17 protein-coding genes are annotated in these 22,525 nt (G+C 62.3%); 8 read left to right on the plus strand and 9 right to left on the minus strand.

Annotated elements, in window-relative coordinates; all coding sequences use genetic code 11:
* Positions 1-21: 21 nt before the first annotated feature.
* The 8 genes from AB4048_RS10605 to AB4048_RS10640 all read right to left on the minus strand — a co-directional run bounded on the left by AB4048_RS10605 (position 22) and on the right by AB4048_RS10640 (position 9,135).
* The gene (locus AB4048_RS10605) at positions 22-2,613 is read right to left on the minus strand and encodes a mechanosensitive ion channel domain-containing protein (RefSeq protein WP_442201912.1); all 2,592 of its coding nucleotides are present in this window, start codon (positions 2,611-2,613) and stop codon (positions 22-24) included.
* A gap of 119 nt (positions 2,614-2,732) precedes the next feature.
* Positions 2,733-3,287, minus strand: a complete 555-nt coding sequence (locus AB4048_RS10610) for a DUF924 family protein (RefSeq protein ID WP_442201913.1) — start codon at positions 3,285-3,287, stop codon at positions 2,733-2,735.
* 23 nt (positions 3,288-3,310) lie between these two features.
* Positions 3,311-4,369, minus strand: coding sequence for a sensor histidine kinase (locus tag AB4048_RS10615; RefSeq protein WP_442201914.1), 1,059 nt, complete (start codon positions 4,367-4,369; stop codon positions 3,311-3,313).
* Positions 4,366-4,812: a response regulator gene (locus tag AB4048_RS10620; RefSeq protein ID WP_442201915.1), complete on the minus strand. Its 447-nt coding sequence runs from the start codon at positions 4,810-4,812 to the stop codon at positions 4,366-4,368. Before AB4048_RS10620 ends, AB4048_RS10615 begins: the two co-directional genes overlap by 4 nt.
* Positions 4,809-6,263: a sensor histidine kinase gene (locus tag AB4048_RS10625; RefSeq protein WP_442201916.1), complete on the minus strand. Its 1,455-nt coding sequence runs from the start codon at positions 6,261-6,263 to the stop codon at positions 4,809-4,811. Before AB4048_RS10625 ends, AB4048_RS10620 begins: the two co-directional genes overlap by 4 nt.
* A gap of 187 nt (positions 6,264-6,450) precedes the next feature.
* Positions 6,451-6,912 carry an RrF2 family transcriptional regulator gene (locus AB4048_RS10630; protein ID WP_442201917.1) on the minus strand — a complete coding sequence of 154 codons (462 nt, stop codon included), beginning with the start codon at positions 6,910-6,912 and terminating at the stop codon, positions 6,451-6,453.
* Positions 6,913-7,335: 423 nt separating this feature from the next.
* Positions 7,336-8,130: a dimethylarginine dimethylaminohydrolase family protein gene (locus tag AB4048_RS10635; protein ID WP_442201918.1), complete on the minus strand. Its 795-nt coding sequence runs from the start codon at positions 8,128-8,130 to the stop codon at positions 7,336-7,338.
* Positions 8,131-8,226: 96 nt separating this feature from the next.
* Positions 8,227-9,135, minus strand: coding sequence for a GntR family transcriptional regulator (locus AB4048_RS10640; RefSeq protein ID WP_442201919.1), 909 nt, complete (start codon positions 9,133-9,135; stop codon positions 8,227-8,229).
* A 176-nt stretch (positions 9,136-9,311) separates the two neighbouring features.
* On the opposite strand from AB4048_RS10640, the gene AB4048_RS10645 reads away from it, so the two are divergent.
* The 7 genes from AB4048_RS10645 to AB4048_RS10675 all read left to right on the plus strand — a co-directional run bounded on the left by AB4048_RS10645 (position 9,312) and on the right by AB4048_RS10675 (position 20,293).
* A complete protein-coding gene (locus AB4048_RS10645) occupies positions 9,312-10,817 on the plus strand; it encodes a UxaA family hydrolase (protein WP_442201920.1) in 1,506 nt (501 codons plus the stop codon).
* A 27-nt stretch (positions 10,818-10,844) separates the two neighbouring features.
* A complete protein-coding gene (locus AB4048_RS10650) occupies positions 10,845-11,861 on the plus strand; it encodes an aldo/keto reductase (protein WP_442201921.1) in 1,017 nt (338 codons plus the stop codon).
* A 174-nt stretch (positions 11,862-12,035) separates the two neighbouring features.
* On the plus strand, positions 12,036-13,025 hold the full coding sequence (locus tag AB4048_RS10655) for an ABC transporter substrate-binding protein (protein ID WP_442201922.1): 990 nt from the start codon (positions 12,036-12,038) through the stop codon (positions 13,023-13,025).
* Positions 13,026-13,125: 100 nt separating this feature from the next.
* Positions 13,126-14,679 carry a sugar ABC transporter ATP-binding protein gene (locus AB4048_RS10660; protein WP_442201923.1) on the plus strand — a complete coding sequence of 518 codons (1,554 nt, stop codon included), beginning with the start codon at positions 13,126-13,128 and terminating at the stop codon, positions 14,677-14,679.
* Positions 14,680-14,780: 101 nt separating this feature from the next.
* Entirely contained in the window at positions 14,781-15,752 is a 972-nt protein-coding gene (locus tag AB4048_RS10665) for an ABC transporter permease (RefSeq protein ID WP_442201924.1), read from the plus strand.
* 270 nt (positions 15,753-16,022) lie between these two features.
* A complete protein-coding gene (locus AB4048_RS10670; RefSeq protein WP_442201925.1) occupies positions 16,023-17,159 on the plus strand; it encodes an efflux RND transporter periplasmic adaptor subunit in 1,137 nt (378 codons plus the stop codon).
* The gene (locus tag AB4048_RS10675) at positions 17,156-20,293 is read left to right on the plus strand and encodes an efflux RND transporter permease subunit (protein ID WP_442201926.1); all 3,138 of its coding nucleotides are present in this window, start codon (positions 17,156-17,158) and stop codon (positions 20,291-20,293) included. Before AB4048_RS10670 ends, AB4048_RS10675 begins: the two co-directional genes overlap by 4 nt.
* 311 nt (positions 20,294-20,604) lie before the next feature.
* Here the strand turns inward: AB4048_RS10675 and AB4048_RS10680 are convergent, their stop codons facing one another.
* Positions 20,605-21,402: an aldolase gene (locus tag AB4048_RS10680; protein ID WP_442201927.1), complete on the minus strand. Its 798-nt coding sequence runs from the start codon at positions 21,400-21,402 to the stop codon at positions 20,605-20,607.
* Between the two features lie 234 nt (positions 21,403-21,636).
* Here AB4048_RS10680 and AB4048_RS10685 point away from each other — a divergent pair, with 234 nt between their 5' ends.
* Positions 21,637-22,458 (plus strand): TolB family protein, encoded by an 822-nt coding sequence (locus AB4048_RS10685; protein ID WP_442201928.1) that lies wholly within the window; start codon positions 21,637-21,639, stop codon positions 22,456-22,458.
* Positions 22,459-22,525: the final 67 nt, after the last annotated feature.

Here is a 22,525-nt window from a genome sequence, read left to right on the forward strand (position 1 = left end):
AACGGTCAAGGCACGGCCCGATCAGCGTTCCGTGCGCCGGCGAGCACGACCGCGCATTTCCTGCGCAGCCAAAGTCTCAACGACGGCCGACGGCTCCTCATTCGCCGCTTCTAGATCGGGCGTTTCCTCGGCGCTCTCCGGCACGGCGACGAACCGCGACAGCGCGGGCCCGCGCGCGATTGGAAGCTCCTGCTGCGGGTAGGAGATATCGATGCCTTCGTTGCGGAAGCGTTGAAGGATCGCGATACGCAGGTTGTTCTTGATCCCCATGCCGTCGGAAAGATCGGCGAGGTAGAAGCGCATCTCGAAATCGAGCGAGGTCGGGCCGAACTTCAGGAATTCGACGTGCGGCTCCGGGTTCCTCAGGATTTTCGGCACGGTGCGCACGAGTTCAAGAAGGATATCCATAACCTTTTGCGGATCGGCGTCGCAGCCGACCGAAACCGGGATTTCGGCGCGCGTCAGGCGGTTGCGGTGGGTCCAGTTGCCGAGCGAGGCGTTGATCAGCTCGGAGTTCGGCACGATGATCGATTGCTTGCGAAACGTCTCGATCTCGGTCGCGCGCACCGAGATGCGCTTGACGATGCCTTCCGACGTGCCGGAGACGATCCAGTCACCAACCTTGAAGGGGCGCTCGACAAGGAGGATGAGGCCGGAGACAAAATTCGACACGATGTTCTGCAGCCCGAAGCCGATACCGACGGAGAGCGCCGAGGCAACCAGCGCCAGGCTAGACAGATCGATGCCAGCGGCAGAAACGCCAACGATCGCGGCGATGGCGACGCCGAGATAACCGATGCCGGTCTTGACCGAATTGCGGACGCCGAGATCCACCTGACCGCGCGCCATGACGTTGCCGTCGAGCCAGCGCTGCAGCCATCGGGTAAGCAGATAGCCGCCGGCGAAGAACAGCACGCCGGTGAAGATGCCGACAAGCGATATGGTGATATTGCCGAGCTTGATCTCGGTGAACAGCCGGTAGGCGATCAGTTCCAGATCCTGGATATGGAAGCCCCAGGAAAGCAATATCAGCGGAACGCCGGTGCCGAGCGCCAGCGCATAAATGGCAAGTCCCGCCACGAGGCTCGCCTGATCGAGCGCGACTTCTCCGAACTTGAACCGGCGCGCAAGGAAGCGGCCGAACTTCGTTTCGGGGAAGGCGTCCTGATTGGAGACCGCTTTGCCGAGGAGAATGCCGAGATAGATCGTGGCTATGACCGCACTGGTCACCACCAGCTGCGCGGCGATGAAACGCGCTAGGCCGACGTAGCCAATCATCGCGGTGAAGATCAGCACCCCGCCGATCACTCTGAGGATGATCGCCATGCCGTGCGGCCAGTGCCGCCCCGGTGCGTCCGGATCGCCGTTCTTGGCGAGGATCGGCCGGCCGAAGGAGGCAGCAATGAAGATCAGGCCGATGATCAGCGACGCAACGAAACTCTTGGCAACCGTCACCACGACCGGCGAGCCCATGGCTTCGCTGACCCGGCTCAGCACGAAATCCAGGCCGTTGACGATCGCCATGACCAGCACGCACCACCCCAGCGAATAGGCGCCCTTATTCGACAGCTTGACCAGGCGCCAATGCGGCCGGAACGGCGCAAAGACCGCATTCGTCACCCGGCCCACGAAATAGACCAATCCGATGAAACCGAAGATCGCCGCCATGATCGGCGCGATGTCCGGCCTGAGAACGTTAAAACTCGACAGGAACAGATACGAACTGACCAGAAAAGCCGCGATCGCGAAGCTGCGGATCAGCGTCGACCAGAAGGCGATCGACAATCGGCTGACATAGGACGGGTCTTCGATCCTGCTGTCCCGCTCGAAGTAGCGATCGAAGACGCGATAGCCGGTCGAGAGGAAGATCAAGGCTGCGGCGAGCGACAGGAAGACGGCTGTAAACAGCGACAGCCGCTTGAACTTCCACACGAAGCTCGACCAGCTTAAAAGCGCGCCGCCGAAATTGGAGGTCTCATGCAAGAACTCTGTTCCGGCGTCGCCGAACGTCGAGCCAGAGAGTTCCGTGCGCTTGAAAAGCGTCGCGGCGAAGAGCTGGCGCCGCATGGCGAGCACGTCGCTTGAGAGCCGTACCGTCGCCGACGAGACATTGTCGGCATCACCGAGGATCGCCGAAAGCTGCGCGCGCTCGGCCGTCAGCTTGTCGCGCTCCTGGGTGACGATCGGCGCTTCCGGCGGCTGCCCGTCCTTCGGAGGTGCGCCAAGCTGCGTCAAGCGGTTGTTGATCTCGTCCAGGCGCGGCTTCAATCGTGAGGAGATGCCGGCAGCGACGCGCCCCACTTCCTCGCTTTTGCCGACAAGCGCCACCAGCGCATCGTCGTCATTGGAATTCTGCTTGGCGCTCTCCTGTAGCGAAGCAAGCTTCTTTTTTGCCTGCTCCAATTCCACGAGCGACCGGTCGAACGGGGTGTTTGCCGCCTGCTCCGGCTGTGCCTGCGGGCTGGCCGGCTGCGGCGCTGCTTGACCGGCCGTTTCCGCGGGCGCCGCTACGGGCGCATCCTGAGCGATCGCGCCACTACCGAGGGAGGCCAGCGATCCGAGCGGCAGGCTCAAGGCGATCAATAGGAAAATTTTTGGAAAAGGCAGGCGCAAGCAAAGCTCCTCGTACTATCACAGCGACCACGCGGTCCGGCACGGGCTTGCCGCGCAGGATAGTTATGTCGCCTTGTAAAGCAAAGAAAGGCGACACAAAGGCGGCGAGCGTGGATCGTTCAGAATCCGGCTCCTGGTTCGGCCAGATAACGTTTTTCCGCATCCGTCGATGTCCGCCCTAAGATAGCGTTACGATGTGGAAACCGCCCGTGCACGGCGATCACCGCCTGGTGCTCCAACGCCGCGTCGATGAAAACCTGGACGCCGATCGCCTTGAAGAGCATGACCGCCCTCTCCTGCTCCGCCAGATCCTCGGCGTGCTCGAAGGGCAGGTAGAAAAAGGGCCGGCGCTCGGGATCGATCGCCTGATCGGCTCCGGCCGCAACGGCTGCCTTGGCTTCCCGCAACGCGAGCCCATCCGTTGCAAAGGCAAGCGGCGTGCCTCGGTAGATGTTGCGCGGAAACTGGTCGAGCACGATGATTGTCGCCAGCCGGTTTTCCGGACTGGCGCGCCACTCATCGGGGATCTCAAAAGCAAGGGCCAAATGCGTACCGCTGAAGCGGCGCCGAATTTCAGCGTCAAGATCGCTACCGCCGCCGAACCAATCGTCAAATCCACACTCGACGAACCAGAACGTCAGAACCTCCTCAGGCAGACACAGGTTCCTGGCCATCCTTCCCTCCCGCCTCGCCTTTTTCAGTCGATATCGAAGACCAGCGTGGCGCGCGTGCCCTTCACATCGGGATCAAAGCTGATCTCCGTCTTCAGGCTGCCTGCCATCGCTGACAGAAGTCGGGTTCCAAGCCCCGTCCCCTTCGGCGCCGATCCGGGCAAAAACCCGTTGCCGTCGTCTTCGACCACCACGCGCAACCGCGCCTCCGCGACGCGTGTCACGACAACCCGCACCTCGCCGGACGTCTCATCGCTATAGGCATACTTGAACGCGTTGGTCACGAGTTCGCTGATGATGAGGCCGAGCGTGATTACCTTGTCCGTCGCGATATTCACGGCATCGCAACTGAGGGTCACTCGATGCGGTCGCTTCTCGTCCTGCATCGAAGTCTCGAGTTCATTGAGAAGGCTCTCCAGATATTCGTCGACCTGGACCGTGCCGACCTGCTGGCTGGTGTAGAGCCTGCGATGAACGTTGGCGATCGCGGCTATGCGCAGCTGCGTTTCCTGGAGCGCATCGATGGTCTTCTGGTCGGCCGTGACGGAAGCTTGCATGCGGATCAGCGCCACCACGAGACCGAGGCTGTTGGCGATGCGGTGATTGACCTCGGCCAAGAGCAGTTCGGCGCGGTCCTTCTGCTGGCGGATGACCTCCTGCGCTTCCAGTGTCTCGCGGCGGAAGCGAGCGCGCTCCAATCCCTGGTCGAGCGCAGCTGCCAGGAGATCGAAATAATCGGGTGCAAGCCCCTTCAGCACATAGTCGTCGGCGCCCGCCTTCAGGGCTGCGACCGCGACGCCGGTATCGCTCGAGCCCGTCGCATAGATCACCGGTGGATGGTTGGGCAAGGCGACAATGCAGGGCAGAATGTCGAGACCTGTCTCGCCTTGCAGGAAGTGGTCGAGCACGATTGCGTCGATGTCGCCGTCGGCAAGACGCGCAAGGCCGGCGGCCCCATTGGAAGCCAGATGCACCTTATAGCCGCGACGCTCAAGGTTCTTGCTCATCAGCAGTCCGAGCCCCTCGTCGTCGTCGATGTAAAGGACCTGCGTCAGTGTATCCCTGTCGTGGGTCTCGCCGCTCATTCGACCTCCGGTATCTTCATAATGGCGACGAACATGCCGAGTTGCTGGATCGCGTGTACGAAATTGTCATACTGCATCGGCTTGGTGACATAGACATTGGCGCCGAGATCGAAGCTCCGGCCGATCTCACGCGGGTCGTCGGTCGTCGTCAACACGATGACCATGGCGCGCCGCATGTGGATGCTGTTCTTTACCTTCTCCAGAATATCGAGGCCGTTCATGTCGGGCAGGTTGAGATCGAGCAGGATGAGTATCGGCTCGCCCCGCCAGGCCTTTCCCGTGCCATCGGGACCGAGCAGATAATCGATCGCCTCCGCGCCGGTCACGAAGGGCACGATCTCGTTGGTTACGCCGGCGCGCCGGATATTCTTCTCGATCAACCGCGCATGCCCGAGATCGTCCTCGATCATCACGATCTTCACGCTGGTCGGTACCCCCATCATGCCATTTCGTCCTTCTTCATGCGTGTCAGGTCCACCGCAATGGCCACCTGAAAAGTCGTCCCCTCACCCAGTGCCGAACGGACCGTGACGTCGCCACCGAGGCGTCGCGTCAGGGCGCGCACATGCGCTAGCCCGACCCCATCGCCCGGCTGGTCCTGGCGTCCCGACCGACGAAACAGCTCGAAAATCCGCTCCTGGTCGCCCGGGGCAATACCGCGGCCGTTGTCGCGAACTTCCAAGATAGCATGCGTGCCGGCGCGCCAGCCCTTAATCGCAATCATCCCCACTCTCGAAGGATCCAGATACTTGATGGCGTTGTCGAGCAGGTTGGCGACGATCTGCTGCAGCGCAGCCCGATCCGAATGCACCTCCGGCAGCCCGCCCGCCACGTCGATGGAAACACCGCGCTCGTCGATGCGGTGCTTAAGCGTGGTGCAACACTCTTCGACGAGCTCCGACAGCCTGATCCTTTCGGCTTGAAGCTCGCGGTTTCCCGCCCGCGCCATGATGAGCACCTGATTGATGAGATTGTCCATCCGGCGCATCGAGGCGCGGATGAAGCCGAGCGCTTCGGGGATGTCCGTCTCGACAGCTTCCACGACGGTTTTATCGTCCGGCTTGGAAGGGTCAGCTCTGGTTCTTGTCAGATAGCTGCGAAAAATGGCGGCAGCCCTGTCGAGTTCCTCGGTAAATCCCATGATATTGACGAGAGGCGCGCGCAGATCATGGCTGACGATATAGGCGTAGGTCTGCAACTCGGTATTTGCCCGCCGCAGGCTCTGGGTGCGCAGGTCAACCATTTCCTCCAGCGTCTCGTTCGCGCGGGAAAGCTGACGCTGCGCCGCCTCCAATTCGGCGGCGTGGTCGTAGACCAGCTTGACGGCACCGCCGGCCAGCAACGCCAGGAGCGCTGCGCTGACCGCAATCACGACCGAAAGCCAACCTGTGGTCGATCGCAGTGCCGCGACATGCCCCGTCGAGTTCTGAATGCCGCGCTGCTGGATATCGTCCATGAGATCACGAACCTCGTCCATCAGTGCGAGCCCTCGGCCCGTTTTGACCAGCGCCACCGCCGCCGCCGCATCGCCCGACTTACGCAACTCGATCGTTCGCTGCATTTCCTCAAGCTTTTGGGTCAGCACGTTTCGCAGCTCGTCGACCGACGCCTGTGGCACTCCGAGAGTGAGAAGCAGCGGCCCGATCGCGTCCGCCTCGGAGGTCACCGTCGCGGATGAGGCCGTGTAGGGCTGGAGATAACGCTCCTCCCCCGTCAGCAGGTAGCCGCGTTGGCCGGTTTCGGCGCCCTGCGCCGCATTCAGGAGCCTGAGCACGCGGATATTCAGCCGATTTGCGGCCACGGCGTTATCTGCCTCGTCAGCCGCACGCTGAGCGACGTAGAACGCGCTCAACACGATGCCGAATAGAATGATCGCCCCGACAGCCAGGATCATCGGTACGGATCGAAATGGGAAACGAAAGCTTCCAACCATGTTCACTGCAAAACCCAGTCCGGACGCCGTCCAGCCAGGCTTCGATGGATGAAAGAATCCCCTACGCCTCGGAAAGCTACCCGACAACCCCGCCCTAAAACGCACTTCGAGGCTTTTTGTTCCCGATCGGCATGAGGCATGTCTTGGCTCAGGCGGTCTTGGAGAGCAGCGGATCCTGCTCGTCGAGGTCGATGCCACCGCTCGCAACGAACATTTCCAAGGTCATGCCGTCGAGAATGGTTGCGATCGCATCGCGCACTTCCGTCATCGAGCGACGCACCTGGCAGCGCTCCGGATCGGCGCAATCGTCGCAAGCCTCGTAGGCCGTGCGGCTGGCGCAGCGGATCGGCGCGAGCGGCCCGTCAAGCGTTCGGATCACATGGCCGATGCGAATTTCAGAGGCCGGACGCGACAGCGAGTAGCCGCCGCCGGGGCCCTTCTTCGATCTCAGCATGCCGGCGTTGCGAAGCTCCAGCAAAATGGTGTCCAGAAACTTCTTCGGAATGTTGTTGCGGGACGCAACGTCGTTGATGAAGGCGGTTTCACCGGGCTGAAGACGCGCGAGATCCGCAAGCGCCTTCAATCCGTATTTTCCTTTTTTGGTCAGCATCGAAGTCACTCAGTGTCGCAGCGACCGCTGCATGCGCGGGAACCTCCCCGCGGCAGGATTTTGCCCCGAAGGTCTTGATCATTAATGAAAATACGCCTCTAGCGGGCGAGCAACAAGGCGAAACGCACAAATTTCATCGTTTATATGCGCAAATTTAGGAAAGGCGTGGCGTTTTTACCCGTACGCGACGCCGTCTGCTCGTTTTCCGGTCGCAAACCGCGATCCCAACGCCTCATCGCAATCGTTCAGGGAACAAATCGCGACGAGGTGCGTTCTCCTCGCGAGGAGGAGAAAACGATGGCGATACTGCACTTGCTCACGGTTTTTGACTTCGTGCTCATGGCAGCGCTGGCCGCAATTGTCGTTGTCAGCCTGGTCAACGGCGGCGGTCGGCACAGAAGACATTAAGCGCGATTCGCGCGATCAGCGATACCAACGGAGCGACATGCAGGACAGCCCCGCGTCGATCTTGCCGATCTCGGTCGTCTTAAGGGGAACGACGTTGTAGCCGAGCTTGTCCAGCATCTCGATCGTGCGAGGGTAGTCGGATCCCACCATGACCACGTCGTTGACGCGGAGCGCGTTTGCCGCGGCTTCCTCGCCTTCCGGAATAATGATCTGCTTGAACGCGTTGAACACCCCAGAACGCGCAAGCCGAGCCGTGGAAAGCACGCTTTCCTCGTCGAGCAGCGAGCAATCCGTCTTGAAATGCAGCACGCCTTCGGGCGTCGCGACGATTTCGCCCTTGCGCCCTAGCTTGGCCAGGCACTCGACGAGGGCGTCCGCCCCGGCTCTGTCGGTGCGCGCGGAAAGGCCGATCATCACGCTCTTCGGCGCCGTCAGCACGTCGCCGCCATCTGCATAGCCGACGGCAGGCAGTTCGAGAACCGTCTCGAACATCGCCTTTAACGTTGGGGTGATCTCCGCCGTTTCCTTAAGGCGGCTCTCGGCGCCGGGACGCAGCAGGATGGTGCCTTCGCCAAAGACGAGCGCCGGATCCTCCACGAAGACCGAATCGGGAAAGTCTTCAAGCGCCGGCAATACCGTTACCTCGACGCCGGCTGCCCGCATGGCGGCGATATAGGCGTCGTGTTCCGCCTTCACGCCGTCATAGGTTGGATTGCCCCGGTCATCGGCACGCAGGCCGTTGACGACCGAGCGCGACGGCGTGCGAACGATGATGGAATTGAAGTGAAAGACCGGTCTGGACTGCGCCATGAAACTCTCCTCGTTTGCCGCACTGTCTATCCGCCCCGCGGGCCCTCGTAAAGCGATCGCGCCGACATCGTTGGCGCGCGAAAGCCTGTCGGCTCGTCATGCGTTCGCCGCCTTGCTGTTCGGGCCAAGGGAAATGGACTGCAGAAGCGTCTGCCGCGCCGAACGCAGATGCGTGCGGCACGCTTTCTCGATGCGCGTCGGATCGCGCGATTGCAGGGCGGCGATATAGTCGAGATGCTCCTCGATCGCCCTGAAATTCCGCTCTCGGGCGTGGGCCTTGCTCCACTGGTAGTGATAATGAAACACGACCGAAATCACGTCGTAGAAATCAGCGATGAAACGGTTGTGCGCGGCGCGATGAATGAGCAGATGGAACTTCTCGTCAAGCTGCGAGAAGTCGCGGTAGCGCGCGTCGAATTCGGCGAGCAGATCTCGATGCTCCACCTCGGTCGCTGCCAGGTCGCCCCAGGCCGGGTGATCCGGCGGCAGCCTGCCGAATTCGGCCGCCGAATGGAGCTCGAACATTTCCCGCACGTCCGCAAGCTCCAGCGCGAACTCGCGGGTGAAGCCTTTCAGGATCCAGTGGCTGTTCGGGCGCTTTTCTATCAGGCCAAAACGGCTGAAGCGGATCAGGAACTCCCGCATGCTGGTAGTGCTGGTGCCGATCTCGCGTGCCAGCTCCAGCTCGTTGATCTGCATGCCCGGCTGGGCCTCGTCGGACAGTATCCGCACCATGAAGCGGCGTTCGATGATGTCGTGAAGCGAGTTGGTTTCCGCTTCGGGAAAAAGGTCTTCTTCCGTCACCACGCGCAGGACGGTCTTCTGCCGCTTGTTCCAGCTGATGATGCCGACCTCGTCGAGACGCATGAGGATCGCGCGCGCCGTGCTGCGGCTGATGCCCAGTCGCGTTGCGATCTCCGGCTCCGAGGGCAACGCTTCGTCAGGCGTGAGCATCGCCGCATAGCGGTTGAACGCCTCTTTGAAGAGCGTATTTTGTCTCGCCATGGCCCGTCCCTTCCGCAATGCCCAACCGCCGCGACCTTGATGCGCCGCCGGCCTCTGCCGAACGTCACGACGAGTGCGTCAATATTCCCCGTTGACTTCGAAATGTTTATTGTAGATAAAAAACAAAATCAATCTACTGCGACTAATCAAGTTTTTTCTGTTTCAAGGAGATAGAGTTGAACAGGCAACCTTGGATCGTATTGTCGGAAGGCGACAACGTGGCGGTCGCGACGGCGGTAATTGCGCCCGGAGCCCCGGTCGGCGACGGTTTGACAGCCCGTGAGAAAATCGACCCCGGCCATAAGGTCGCCATCCGCGACATCCCCTTGAACACCCCTGTCGTCAAATACGGTCAAGCGATCGGCCGCACCACCGCCGACGTCAAGGCAGGCGACCACGTTCACAGCCACAATCTCCATTTCGAAAACGACAGGCTTTCCGCCACCGCTTCGGCGGCACCCGAGGTCGCGACGGAAGCGGACAAGACGCGCACTTTCATGGGCTTTCGCCGGGCGGACGGACGTGCAGCAACGCGCAATTTCATCGGCATTATCGCCTCCGTGAACTGTTCCACCACGGTTTGCCGCGCCATTGCGGAAGAGGCAAACCGCACGCTCCTGCCGCTCTACGAGGGCATCGACGGTTTCGTTCCGATCGTGCACGGCCAGGGTTGCGGCATGAGCTCGACCGATGACGGCATGCACACGCTGCACCGGACGATCGCCGGCTATGCGCGCCACGCCAATTTCGGCGGCGTGCTGATGATCGGGTTGGGCTGCGAGGTCAATCAGTTGACGCTCTACGGCCAGAGCGGCGCGGGTCCGAGCAAGCGGCATTTCAACATTCAGGATGCCGGCGGCTCACGCCGGGCTGTGGCGCTCGCCATGGGAGTGCTGAAGGAGATCGCCGAGGAGGTGGGCCATGCCCGCCGCGAGCCGATCCCGGTCAGCGAAATCGTGGTCGGCTTGCAATGCGGCGGCTCCGACGGCTTTTCGGGGATCACCGCCAATCCGGCGCTTGGAGCTGCCGTCGACATCCTCGCCGCGGCGGGCGGCACCGCCATCCTCTCCGAGACCTCCGAAATCTATGGCGCCGAGCATCTCCTGCGTAGCCGCGCCGTCACCGACGCCGTCGCCGCCAAGCTCGACGACAAGATATCCTGGTGGGAAAAATACGTGGCGCTGCATGGCGCCTCGCTCGACAACAACCCCTCGCCCGGTAACAAGCGCGGCGGCCTGACGACCATTCTCGAAAAGTCGCTCGGCGCGGTTGCCAAGGGCGGACGCTCGCCGCTGACGGCCGTTTACGGCTATGCGGAGCGCGTGACCGAGCACGGCCTCGTCTTCATGGATACGCCCGGCTACGATCCGGTCTCGGCGACCGGCCAGGTCGCCGGCGGCGCGAACATGATCGCGTTCACGACAGGCCGAGGCAGCTGCTTTGGCGCGCGCCCGGCGCCGTCCTTCAAGCTTTCCAGCAATTCGGCCCTCTATCAGTCGATGGAAGAGGACATGGACATCGATTGCGGCACGATCGTCACCGGCGATGCCACCATCGCCGGCAAGGGCCGCGAAATCTTCGAGCTGATCATCGAGATCGCGTCCGGGAAACAGACGAAGAGCGAAGCCTTCGGCTACGGCGACAACGAGTTCGTGCCCTGGCATCTCGGGGCGACGCTTTAAGGCGCCCAAAGACATGCGGGAGGCATGATGAAGACGCGGAAGATCGGCAGCACCAACATCGAGGTCAGCGAAATCAGCTTCGGCGCGGCGCCCCTCGGCGGCCTCTACCGCGCCTGCCCGCGCGACCAGGCCATGGAGACGCTGCAAGCCGCCTGGGATAGCGGCATCCGCTATTTCGACGTCGCACCGTGGTACGGTCTGGGCCTTGCCGAACGCTATATGGGCGACTTCCTGCGCGACAAACCGCGCGACAGCTTTGTCCTCTCGACCAAAGTCGGCCGGCTGCTGCGGCCGGTCGCCGCGGCGCCGACGGAATACGGCTTCATCGATGCGCTGCCCTTCGATGCGGACTACGACTATTCCTACGACGGCATCATGCGTTCGGTGGAATTCAGCTATGCCCGCATGGGCCTCAACCGGTTCGACATTCTCTATGTCCACGACATCGGCGGCTATACCCACGGCAAGGCGCGCAATGCCGAGCTGCAGGCACAGCTGCTCGGATCCGGCATCAAGGCGCTGGAGGAGCTGAAATCTTCAGGCGTAATTTCAGCATATGGTCTTGGTGTCAACGAGATACCGGTCTGCCTTGATGTGATGCATGAGGCCGATTTGGACTGCATTCTGCTTGCCGGCCGCTACACGCTCCTCGACCGCTCGGCCGTCGCCGAACTCCTGCCGCTCTGCGAGCGGAAGGGCACCTCGCTCGTCATCGGCGGCGTCTTCAATTCCGGCATCCTGGCCACCGGCGCCGTTAAGGATGCGCCTTTCGACTATCGTCCCGCCTCCGACGACGTGCTTGCCAAGGTGCAGGCGATGGAGGAGATTGCAAAGAGACATGACGTGCCGCTGGCGGCGCCTGCCATGTTGTTTCCCTTACGCAATCCGGTCGTGGCCTCCGTGCTGATCGGCACTGCGAAAGCATCGAGCCTTGTTCGCAATATGGCACTTGTCGAGACCTCCGTGCCGGAGAGACTCTATGCCGAATGCGAGGATTTCACCCTGGTCGCGCCGCCGCTTGGAGAAGCGGCCGTCCGGGTCTGACGAAAAGGAGAGAACTATCGTTCCGCCGGAAGCGGCGGTCCGACTGGAGGAGGAAAGCCTGTTCTGCGCAGCCGTCCCGGCGGCGCAACGTGGTTCCATCGAGAATCCATGGTCCCGGCCGCAAGCGTTCGACGGCTGGTCCGCAGGAGAAGGACGCATCGAGAGGAGAAGACAATGAAAATTGCGAAATCCCTGCTTTCTCGCCGCATGTTCACCGGTCTCGCCGGTGCGGCGATGATTGCTGCTGCCCTTCCGACCGCGTCCTTCGCCGCGGACGTGACCATCCCGATCATCGTCAAGGATACGACATCCTTCTACTGGCAGATCGTTCTCGCCGGCGCGCGCGCTGCGGGCAAGGATCTCGGCGTCAACGTGCCGGAGTTGGGCGCCCAGTCCGAAGCAGATATCAACGGCCAGATCAGCATTCTGGAAAATGCTGTCGCCAACAAGCCCGCCGCCGTCGTGATTGCCCCCACGGAGCGCAAGGCGCTCGGCAAGCCCGTGGATGAGGCCGCCAAGATCGTGCCGATCATCGGCATCGACTCGGCAGCCGACTCCAAGGCCTTCTCCTCGTTCCTGACGACCGACAATACCCAGGGCGGACGCATCGCCGCCGACGGTCTCGCCGCAGCCCTCAAGGAAATGTCCGGCAAGGTCGAAGGCAAGGTTGCGATCATCACCAACCTGCCTGGCGTCGGTTCGCTGGATCAGCGCCGCGAAGGCTTCCTCGATCAGGTCAAGACGAAGTATCCCGGCCTGCAGGTTATCGCCGACAAATATGCCGATGGTCAGGCGACCACCGGCCTCAACATGATGACCGACCTGATCACCGCCAACCCGGATCTCGTCGGCGTCTTCGCCTCCAACCTGATCATGGCGCAGGGCGTCGGCCAGGCGATCGCCGAAAACAAGCTCGGAGACAAGATCAAGGTCATCGGCTTCGACAGCGACGACAAAACCGTCGGTTTCCTGAAGCAGGGAGTGCTTGCCGGCCTCGTCGTCCAGGACCCCTACCGCATGGGATATGACGGCGTGAAGACCGCGCTTGCCGTCTCCAAGGGCGAAAAGGTCGAAGCAAACGTCGACACCGGCGCAAACCTGGTGACGAAGGCCAACATGTCCGACCCGAAGATCGACGCGCTGATCAATCCGAAGGTCAAGTAACAGCTACCCCGCGCCGGCAACCCCGGCGCGGTCCTACCTGCATTCGGGTTTGCCTTGCGGCCGCCCCGAACAATAGTGAAATCAGGGGGAGGAGTTGGACATGGCGAGCCTCGAAGAGATCAGCCACCGGCACGACGACAGCGCCACGAAAACAGAAGCGCAGCGCATTCCCGCCGGCTCGCCGATCCTCGAACTCAGGGGATTGCAGAAGAAGTACGGCTACGTCGAAGCACTGAAACCGGCGTCGATCACGTTTCTTGCCGGTGAGATCCACGCTATCGTCGGTGAAAACGGCGCTGGCAAGTCGACGCTCATCAAGCTTCTGACCGGCGTCATTCGCCGCACCTCCGGCGAGGTCTATTGGTGCGGCCATCCCGTCCAGCTCGCCACGCCCAACGAGGCGATTGCGCGCGGCATCAACGCCGTCCATCAGGAGGTGGTGCTGTGCCCGCATCTGACGGTCGCGGCCAATCTTTTCCTCGGGGACGAGGTCAATCGCTACGGGCTGATGCGCAAGGGGCAGATGCAGAAGCTGGCCCAGAACGTGCTCGACGATCTCGGCTTCGGGCTCCCTGCCGGCGCGCCGTTAAGCTCGCTTACCATCGGCCAGCAGCAGCTGGTCGCAACCGCCCGCGCCGCCATGCGCGGCACGCAATTCCTGATCTTCGACGAGCCGACCGCCTATCTCACCAGGCAGGAATCGGCGCAGCTCTTCAAGCTGATCCGCCGCCTTCAGGCCGAGGGCGTGACGATCGTCTATATCAGCCATCGCATGGAAGAAGTCTTCGAACTCGCCGACCGCGTCTCGGTGCTGCGCGACGGCACGCATGTGGGCACGCGCGCGATCGGCGAAACCAACGATGCGGAATTGATCGCGCTGATGATCAATCGCTCGATCGAGCAGATCTATCATAAGGAAAAGATCCCGATCGGCGAGACGATCCTTGAGGCGCGGGGGCTGTCGGGTCCCGGCTTCCAAAACATCTCTTTATCTGTCCGCACCGGCGAAATCGTCGGGCTCTACGGACTGATCGGCGCCGGCCGCAGCGAATTCGCGCTCGGCCTTTATGGCCGCCAGCCGTTATCGGCGGGCGAAATCCACTGGCAGGGCCGCAAGGTGGATATCCGCAGCGAGCGGGACGCCATGGAACTTGGCATTGCGCTTGCGCCTGAGAGCCGTCGCGACCAGGGGCTTTGCCTCAACTTGCCGATCGGGCTCAACATTAACCTGCCGGTCTTCAAACGCTTGAGCAGCGGCCCGGTCATCAGGCGTGGCGACGAGTCGGCCAACGCCGACAAGCAGATCCGCGACCTCAGCATCAAGACGCCGAGCCGCCGCGTGCTCGTATCGGCCATGTCGGGCGGCAACCAGCAGAAGGTCGTCATTGGCAAATGGCTGAGCTACGGCGCGCGGCTTTTCATCTTCGACGAGCCGACCGTCGGGGTCGATGTCGGGACCAAGGCGGAAATCTACCGCCTGTTCGCCAAGCTCCTGAAGGACGGCGCGGGCATCATCCTGATTTCGTCCTATCTGCCCGAGGTCTACGAACTGGCCGACACGCTGCATGTGTTCCGGAGTGGACAGGCCGTCGCGAGCCACGGCTATCATACGGCGTCGCACGAGGAAGTCCTAAGCGAAGCGATCGGTGTCTGAGCGCTAGAGCAAATCCAGGAAAAATGCGACGCGGTTTTCCGTCCGGAATTACGTAAAAACAAATAGATAGAACAACAATCCAAGCCTGACGAGGGAAGAACATGACCATTAGCTCCGCCGATAGTGTCGCCCCCGCCCCCCGGCGCAAGATGAACATCCTCTTCAGCCTGACGCTGATCGGTCTGCTGATCCTGATGTGGATTTTCTTGGCGTTCATGACCAAGAGCTTCTGGTCCCCCGTCAACGTCAGCAATCTTCTACGGCAGGGCGCGATGACGGCGATCCTCGCCGTCGGCCAGACCTTCGTCATCATCACCGCCGGCATCGACCTTTCCGTCGGCGCGATCGTCGGGTTCACCAGCGTGATCATCGCCTGGCTTCTGCAGGCCGGCGTGCCGCTGTGGATCGCCATCTCGCTGACGCTTCTGATGGGCGTCGCGATCGGGACATTCCACGGCTTCGGCATCGTCCATATGGGACTGCCGCCTTTCATCATCACACTCGCGACACTGACGGCGCTGCGAGGCATCGGACTTCTCATTACAAACGGCGCGACGATCAACATCACGAACGAGGCCTTCACGAATTTCGCGGTCACCGATTTCCTCGGCGTCCCAAGCCTGTTCTGGATGGTGATCGTGATCGCGATCCCAGGGTATGTCTTCCTGCATCTCAGCCGATGGGGCCGCTATCTCTTCGCCGTCGGCTCCAACCGCGAGGCCGCGCGCCTTTCCGGCGTCAACGTCAACGGCATGATTTACGCCGCCTACATTCTGTCCGCGACCTGCGCGGCCTTCGTCGGCGTGCTCCTTGCTTCGCGCATCGGCATCGGCAACGCCACGCAGGCGGATGGGTGGGAGCTGCAGGCGATCGCGTCGAGCGTCATCGGTGGCACCAGCCTCTTCGGCGCCGTCGGCTCCATCCACGGGCCGCTGATCGGAGCCTTCATCCTCGCGACCATTAATAACGGCGCCAACCTTCTGAACGTCAACTCGTTCTGGCAACGCATCATCACCGGCATCTTGATCATCATCATCGTCTATTTCGATCAGCTGCGCCGCCGCCGGGGATAGCACGCAACACTATACATCGACGCAATCATTAAGGGAGAAGACGTTCGCTCTTCTCCCTTTTTTACGTCGATCCGCAAAGCCTTTCATCGCGATGCGGCCAAGCGCTGCCGATCTCAATTGCCGTTGCTTTTACAATAAAATCACTTGCGCTCGAATGTGAATGAGTTCCTAATCCGTTCAAACGCCGCGCAGTTTTTGCCTGAAAATTGAGTGTTTTAAAAATCAGAGGTTGCATCTGCGTAAGCGGACATAGTTTGGAGGCTTGGCAACTTGTCTGAAAGATATCGTTGCGACACGAATAAGCTCCTCCAGCATGTTTCTTCCATCGCCTGCTGCTTCGTCCTCCTCTGCGGGTCCACGGCGCTCGCGCAGCAGGGTTCCGCCGGTCGGCCGGCACCCTCCGTCATCGTCGCAGCCGTCGCTGAAAGGGAGATCGACCCGCCGGTCGAAAACATCGGCCGCGTCGAGGCGTTGGAGGCAATCGATCTGCGCGCCCGCGTGCCCGGTTTCGTCGAAAAGATCGGCTTTGCTCCAGGCGCCTTCGTCAAGAAGGGCGACGTTCTCTTCATCATCGAGCCCGCCCGCTATGAGGCCGCGGTCGCCGCTGCCAAGGCGCAGCTTGCGCGCGCGGAGGCCAGCCGCCAGCAGGCCCTCATCACCCGCGACCGCAACGCCGACCTCGTCAGCCGCAGCGCGACGGCGCGCTCGGCGCTCGACGATGCGCAGGCAGCCCTCAACGTCGCCGAGGCCGATGTAGCCGGCGCGCAGGCAAGCCTCTCCAAGGCCGACCTCGATCTCTCCTATACGCGCATTGCCGCCCCGATTTCCGGTCGCATCGGCCAGCCGCTTTTTACCACCGGCAACCTGGTCGGCACCGATTCCGGACCGATTGCCCGGCTCGTGCAGGTCGACCCGATCCGCGTCGTCTTTTCCGTTCCGGAAGGAGACGTCGTTACCTACAGGCAGACGCAGTCCCTGCAGAAATCGCCGCGCAGGCTCACGCTGACTTTGCCGAACGGCGCGGCCTATGATCAGGAAGGCAAGATCGAATTCGTCGGCCCGGAGATCGATCCGCGCACTGGGACGGCAACGGTCGGCGTCATCTTCCCAAACCCAGACGGCGTCCTCATGCCAGGCCAGTTCGTGAAGCTCGCCGTCGGCAGCCAGCAGGTGGCGACCGGCCCGGCGGTGGCGCAATCGGCGGTGCTGCAGGATCGCGACGGCCGCTTCGTCTATGTGCTGACCTCCGACAACAAAGTCCAGCAGCGTCGGATCGAAACCGGCGCCAAGCTTGGTGACTTCTGGGCCGTCAGCTCTGGCTTGAAGGCGGGGGAGAAGATCGTCATCCAGGGCACGCAGCGTCTCACCGACGGCATCGCCGTGCAGCCGGTCGAGCAACAGCCATGATTTCCGGCTTTTTCATCGCCCACCCGCGCTTTGCGAGCGTCCTTGCCATTATCCTGTGCCTTGCCGGCGCGCTTGCGGTGCTCGGCCTTCCCGTCGCGCAGTACCCTAACATCACGCCGCCGACGATCAGTGTCACCGCCTTTTATCCCGGCGCCAATGCCGAGGTGATCGCCCAGGTGGTCGGCGATCCCCTTGAGTCGGCGATCAACGGCGTCGACGATATGATCTACATGTCGTCGAGCAGTTCGGACTCCGGCACCTACACGCTGACGGTCACCTTTGCGGTCGGAACGGACCCCAATCTGGCGCAGATCAACGTGCAAAACCGTGCCCAGCTCGCCATGCCGCAGCTTCCGACCGCCGTGTCGCAACACGGCGTCACGGTCCGCGCCAGCTCTCCCGACTTCCTTCTTGCGGTCGGCTTCTATTCGCCCGACAACTCGATGAGCGCGCTGGAGATCGCCAACTATCTGTCGATGAACGTGACGGATCCGCTTTCGCGCGTAAAGGGCGTGGGCGAGGCCTCGGTCATGGGCTCGTCGCAATACAGCATGCGCGTCTGGATGGATCCGGTGCGGATGGCCGCCCTCCAGATCACGCCTGACGACGTCGCTGCTGCGATCCAGGCACAGAATATCCAGGCCTCCATCGGCCAGGTCGGTGCGCCGCCCTCCGACAGCAAGGTGCAGGTGCAATACACGCTGATCGCAGAGGGCCGGCTGGAGGACGCCCAGGCGTTCGGCGACATCGTCGTCAGGACCGGCGCCAACGGCGCGCTGGTACGCGTGCGCGATATCGGGCGCGTCGAACTGGGCGCGCAGAGCTATACGTCCAGCGTGCGCCTCGGCACCGCGCCCGGCGCCATGCTGATCATCAATCAGGCGCCGGGAGCGAACGCGCTAGCCACTGCCGATGCCGTATTGGCGGAACTCAAGACGCTCTCACAGCAGTTTCCACACGGGCTCGCCTACGACCCCGTCTACGATTCCACCACCTTCGTTCGGGCCTCGATCCACGAAATCATCGTGACGCTGGCGATCACCTTCGCCATCGTCGTGGCGGTGACCTTCCTCTTCCTCGGCGACTGGCGCGCGACGCTCATTCCCGCACTCGCCATTCCCGTGTCTCTTATCGCTACCTTCGCCGTCCTTTACGTCGCCGGCTACTCGATCAACCTCATCACCCTCCTCGCTCTCATTTTGGCGACGGGCGTGGTGGTCGATGACGGCATTCTCGTCGTGGAAAACGTGCAACGTATCATGAAGGACGAGGGGCTGGATGCGCCGAGTGCGGCGCGCAAGGCAATGCTGCAGGTAACCGGGCCGATCATCTCGACCACCATGGTGCTCCTCGGCGTCTTCGTGCCCACCATGTTTCTGCAGGGGATCAACGGGCAGCTCTACCAGCAGTTCGCGGTGACGATTTCCGCCGCCCTGGTGCTCTCATCCCTGACGGCGCTGACGCTGAGCCCGGCGATTGCCGCTGCGATCTTACGCGCGCCGGCCGAACCGCGCGGATTGCTTGCCTGGTTCGAAGCGATGCTGCAACGCAGTCGCAACGGTTACACCCGCCTCGTGGAGACGACGCTACGCCGGATCCTGATCGTTATCGGCACGCTTGCCGCGACGACCGCGCTTGCGGCACTGCTCTTCCTGCGCGTCTCCTCCTCTTTCCTTCCGAACGAGGATCAGGGCTTCCTTTTCGTAGACGTCCAGCTGCCGAACGCGGCCGCCCTGTCGCGGACCGAGGACACGCTGCAACAGGTCGTAGCCGTGCTGAACGCCACGCCGGGGGTCGCCAAGGTGATCTCGGTCGCGGGCTTCAGCCTGCTCCAAGGCGGCGGCTCTCCAAACGGCGGCTTCGCCATCGTCACGCTCGACCCCTGGGAAAAGCGGTCCAGCCGCGAACTCTCCGCCGACGCAATTCTCGCGAGCCTCAACGCGCGCTTTGCCTCCATCCCGCAAGCCAACGTCGCGGTCTTCGCGCCGCCGCCAATTCCCGGTGTCGGACAGGTCGGCGGCCTCGATTTCCGCCTTCAGGCCCGTCTCGGCCAGTCGCCGGAAGACTTGATGCAGGTGACACGGGCGCTGACCGCTGCTGCATCCCAAAAGCCGGAAATCGCGTTTGCCTCCAGCTCGTTTTCTGCCGACGTGCCGCGCATTTTCGTGGATATCAACCGCGATCGTGCCGAAAGCCTCGGCATCAGCGTCGGCCAGATCTATTCGACGCTCGGCGCCAATTTCGGCAGCCGCTACGTCAACGATTTCACCCATTCGGGCCGGTCCTTCCAGGTCAACCTGCAGGCAGACAGCCAGTTCCGCTCAATTCCGGACGACATCCGCAACGTCCATGTCCGCAGCCGCGACGGCGCCATGGTGCCGTTGTCGACGCTGGTGACGCTCAAGCCGGACCTCGGGCCGTTCACGCTCTCTCGCTACAATCTTTTCCAGGCGGCACAGGTCAACGGCATTCCGGCGTCGGGCGTCAGCTCCGGCAGCGCCATGACGGCGCTCGAACAGGTCGCCGCAGACACGCTGCCACCGGGCTACGGCTACGAATGGTCGGGGCTTTCCCTGCAGGAACGGCAATCGGCGGCGCAAGTGCCGATGATCCTCGCGCTGGCGCTGGTCTTCGCCTTCCTCTTCCTCGTCGCACAGTATGAGAGCTGGACGCTGCCGATCGCGATTATCCTCTCGCTTGTTTTCGCTGCCTTCGGCGCGGTGCTGGCGCTCTTCGTGACGGGACTGGAAAACTCCCTCTACGCGCAGATCGGCATCGTGCTCCTGATCGGGCTGGCGTCGAAAAACGCCATTCTCATCGTCGAGTTCGCCCGCGTCGAGCGCGAAAAGGAAGGCAGGTCCATCGTGGAGGCAGCCGTCAACGCCGCCTCACAGCGCTTCCGCGCCGTGATGATGACCGCGATCTCGTTCATCCTGGGCATGATCCCGCTCGTCATTGCAAGCGGCGCCGGCGCCGGTGCGCGACAGGCGCTCGGCGTCACCATCCTTGGCGGCATGCTCGCCGCGACCACCATCGGCCTCGTCTTCATTCCGGGCCTTTATGTCGTGATCCAACGCCTTGCCGAAAGGGTGTCAGGCGGCGCGCGTCCGGAGACGAAACGGCCCGCGCAATAGCGCTTTTTGTCGAACCACGGGAACGAAACTCCCGCGCCGGCGTCCAATGGTTAAAACAGAGGTGCGCCAGACGATTTCAGAGGCCGGCAATACTGCCGGCGGAACTCAGTGACGTCGCGCTTGTCGAGCATGCCGCCGAGCGAGATCCTGCCGACTTTCGCATGATCATGCAGCTACACAATCAACGGCTTTTTCTTTTGCCGCTTCCACCCCAACATGCGCGGCTCGATCGACGTAGCGGCGCAATGAGGTTGGCGCCATCTGATGAAAACCGGGGCGCGGTTTCCCGTCCGGAATTGCGTGACAACGCTTTATTCGGCAAATCGCGGCTCTTCGACCGCAAGCGTGCGCTTGATTGCTTCGAGGTGAAGGCGGGCGGATTCCGGATCGCCTTCACGCATCTGCCGGTACGCCGCTTCGGCAATCGGGGGATCGACGGGAAGGACCTGGCGCCCGGTCGAGAGCGCCAGCGTCTGGACCTGGCAGGCGCGCTCCAGATAGTAGAGGTCGTCCCAGGCCTCGGCGATATTCGGGGCAAGCACCATCACGCCGTGATGCTTCATGAAAACGATGTCCGCGTCGCCGATCGCGGCTGCGATGCGGTCGCCTTCGCGTTCGTCGAGCGCCAGGCCGTTGTAGTTCCTGTCAAAGGCTGTGCGGCCATAGAATTTCAAAGCCGTCTGCCCGGCAAAGATGAGCGGATCGCCCTCGGTCATCGATAGGGCGGTCGCATAGGGCATGTGGGTGTGAAATGCCGCCCTGGCACGGGGAACGTTCTTGTGGATGCGAGCGTGAATATAGAAGGCGGTCGCCTCCGGCTGGCCGTCCCCGGAAACGACGTTGCCGAAAAAATCGCAGATCAGCAGTTTGGAGGCCGTCAACTCGCGGAAGGCATAGCCGTAGGGATTGACGATGAACAGGTCGTCATAGCCGGGAACCATCGCGGAGAAATGGTTGCAGATACCCTCTTCGAGGCCGTGGCGCGCTGCCATGCGGAAGCACGCGGCGAGATCGACGCGCGCCTGCCAGATTTCCTCGCTCTCGAGCGCCGGTTGGTTCGGGCCGGCCGCGCCCTTCTGGACAGCGGGGGCATTGAGGGAATGGGCCATGGGTGCACTCCGGGCAAGAACGATTGAGCAGGCGAAGGATTCGGCGCGATGAGGTAAGGACTACACCGCCGACGCCGCTGCGGAAACCTCGTTTTCGCCAGACCGTGCCCTAGCGACATAATTCTCCCGCTATGCCGCGCACACATCAGGCAGACACGCCGTTGTTTGGCTGTGCCGGCGCCATCTGCGTGCTATATCTGCTCAAAGCAATATAACAGTTGAGGACGGGGCAGCATGCGAAGCGAAGTGGCGATTTACGACCTGGAGACGCGGACAGCTACGGCGATTCTTCAGAGCAACGAGCTTGTCGAAGCGCCGAACTGGACCCGCGACGGCAAGGCTTTGATCGTCAATAGCAACGGGCGGCTCTTCCGCATCGATCTGGCTCACCCTGAAATGATCGAGATCGATAGCGGCTTTGCCAACCGACTTAACAACGACCACGGCATCTCACCGGACGGCAGCCTGCTCGCGATCAGCGATTCGACGAAAGACGGGATGAGCGCCGTCTACACATTGCCGGTCGGCGGCGGTCTCCCGCGGCGCGTCACGGAAAACGTGCCCTCCTACTGGCACGGCTGGTCGCCCGATGGCGCGACGCTTGCCTATGTCGCCAAACGCGACGGCACGTTTCAGATCTACACCTGCGCCCTCGAAGGTGGCGAGGAATTCCAGGTCACGAGGGGCTTCGACCATTGCGACGGGCCGGACTACACGCCGGACGGCAAATGGATATGGTTCAACGGCGAAAAGGAGGGTGAGGTGGCGCTGTGGCGCATCCGCCCGGACGGGAGCGGCGCCGAAAAGATGACCGCGGACGAGCGGGTGAATTGGTTCCCCCACCCCTCGCCCGACGGCAAGCACATTCTCTACGTCGCCTATGAACCCGGCGTTAAAAGCCATCCCCGCGATCAGGATGTCGAGCTTCGATTGCTGCCGGCGGAAGGCGGACACCCGGAAATCCTGCTTAGCCTCGTCGGCGGCCAGGGCACCATCAACGTCCCCTGCTGGGCGCCGGATTCCAAGACCTTCGCTTTCGTGCGGTTTTCGCGCTAGCGCGTAGGTCCAGCAGCTCCGTCATACCCTGTGCGTTTGCCGCTTCGGTGCCGGTGCGACCGGTGCC

Source organism: Rhizobium sp. RAF56, assembly GCF_052113965.1.
Classification (GTDB): Bacteria; Pseudomonadota; Alphaproteobacteria; order Rhizobiales; family Rhizobiaceae; genus Rhizobium.

Excerpts from the sequence above, each read along its gene's own strand:
- AB4048_RS10610 (WP_442201913.1), bottom strand. The coding sequence starts at position 3,287 with ATGGCCAGGAACCTGTGTCTGCCTGAGGAGGTTCTGACGTTCTGGTTC.
- AB4048_RS10615 (WP_442201914.1), bottom strand. The coding sequence starts at position 4,369 with ATGAGCGGCGAGACCCACGACAGGGATACACTGACGCAGGTCCTTTAC.
- AB4048_RS10620 (WP_442201915.1), bottom strand. The coding sequence starts at position 4,812 with ATGATGGGGGTACCGACCAGCGTGAAGATCGTGATGATCGAGGACGAT.
- AB4048_RS10625 (WP_442201916.1), bottom strand. The coding sequence starts at position 6,263 with ATGATCCTGGCTGTCGGGGCGATCATTCTATTCGGCATCGTGTTGAGC.
- AB4048_RS10630 (WP_442201917.1), bottom strand. The coding sequence starts at position 6,912 with ATGCTGACCAAAAAAGGAAAATACGGATTGAAGGCGCTTGCGGATCTC.
- AB4048_RS10635 (WP_442201918.1), bottom strand. The coding sequence starts at position 8,130 with ATGGCGCAGTCCAGACCGGTCTTTCACTTCAATTCCATCATCGTTCGC.
- AB4048_RS10640 (WP_442201919.1), bottom strand. The coding sequence starts at position 9,135 with ATGGCGAGACAAAATACGCTCTTCAAAGAGGCGTTCAACCGCTATGCG.
- AB4048_RS10650 (WP_442201921.1), top strand. The coding sequence starts at position 10,845 with ATGAAGACGCGGAAGATCGGCAGCACCAACATCGAGGTCAGCGAAATC.
- AB4048_RS10655 (WP_442201922.1), top strand. The coding sequence starts at position 12,036 with ATGAAAATTGCGAAATCCCTGCTTTCTCGCCGCATGTTCACCGGTCTC.
- AB4048_RS10660 (WP_442201923.1), top strand. The coding sequence starts at position 13,126 with ATGGCGAGCCTCGAAGAGATCAGCCACCGGCACGACGACAGCGCCACG.
- AB4048_RS10665 (WP_442201924.1), top strand. The coding sequence starts at position 14,781 with ATGACCATTAGCTCCGCCGATAGTGTCGCCCCCGCCCCCCGGCGCAAG.
- AB4048_RS10675 (WP_442201926.1), top strand. The coding sequence starts at position 17,156 with ATGATTTCCGGCTTTTTCATCGCCCACCCGCGCTTTGCGAGCGTCCTT.
- AB4048_RS10680 (WP_442201927.1), bottom strand. The coding sequence starts at position 21,402 with ATGGCCCATTCCCTCAATGCCCCCGCTGTCCAGAAGGGCGCGGCCGGC.
- AB4048_RS10685 (WP_442201928.1), top strand. The coding sequence starts at position 21,637 with ATGCGAAGCGAAGTGGCGATTTACGACCTGGAGACGCGGACAGCTACG.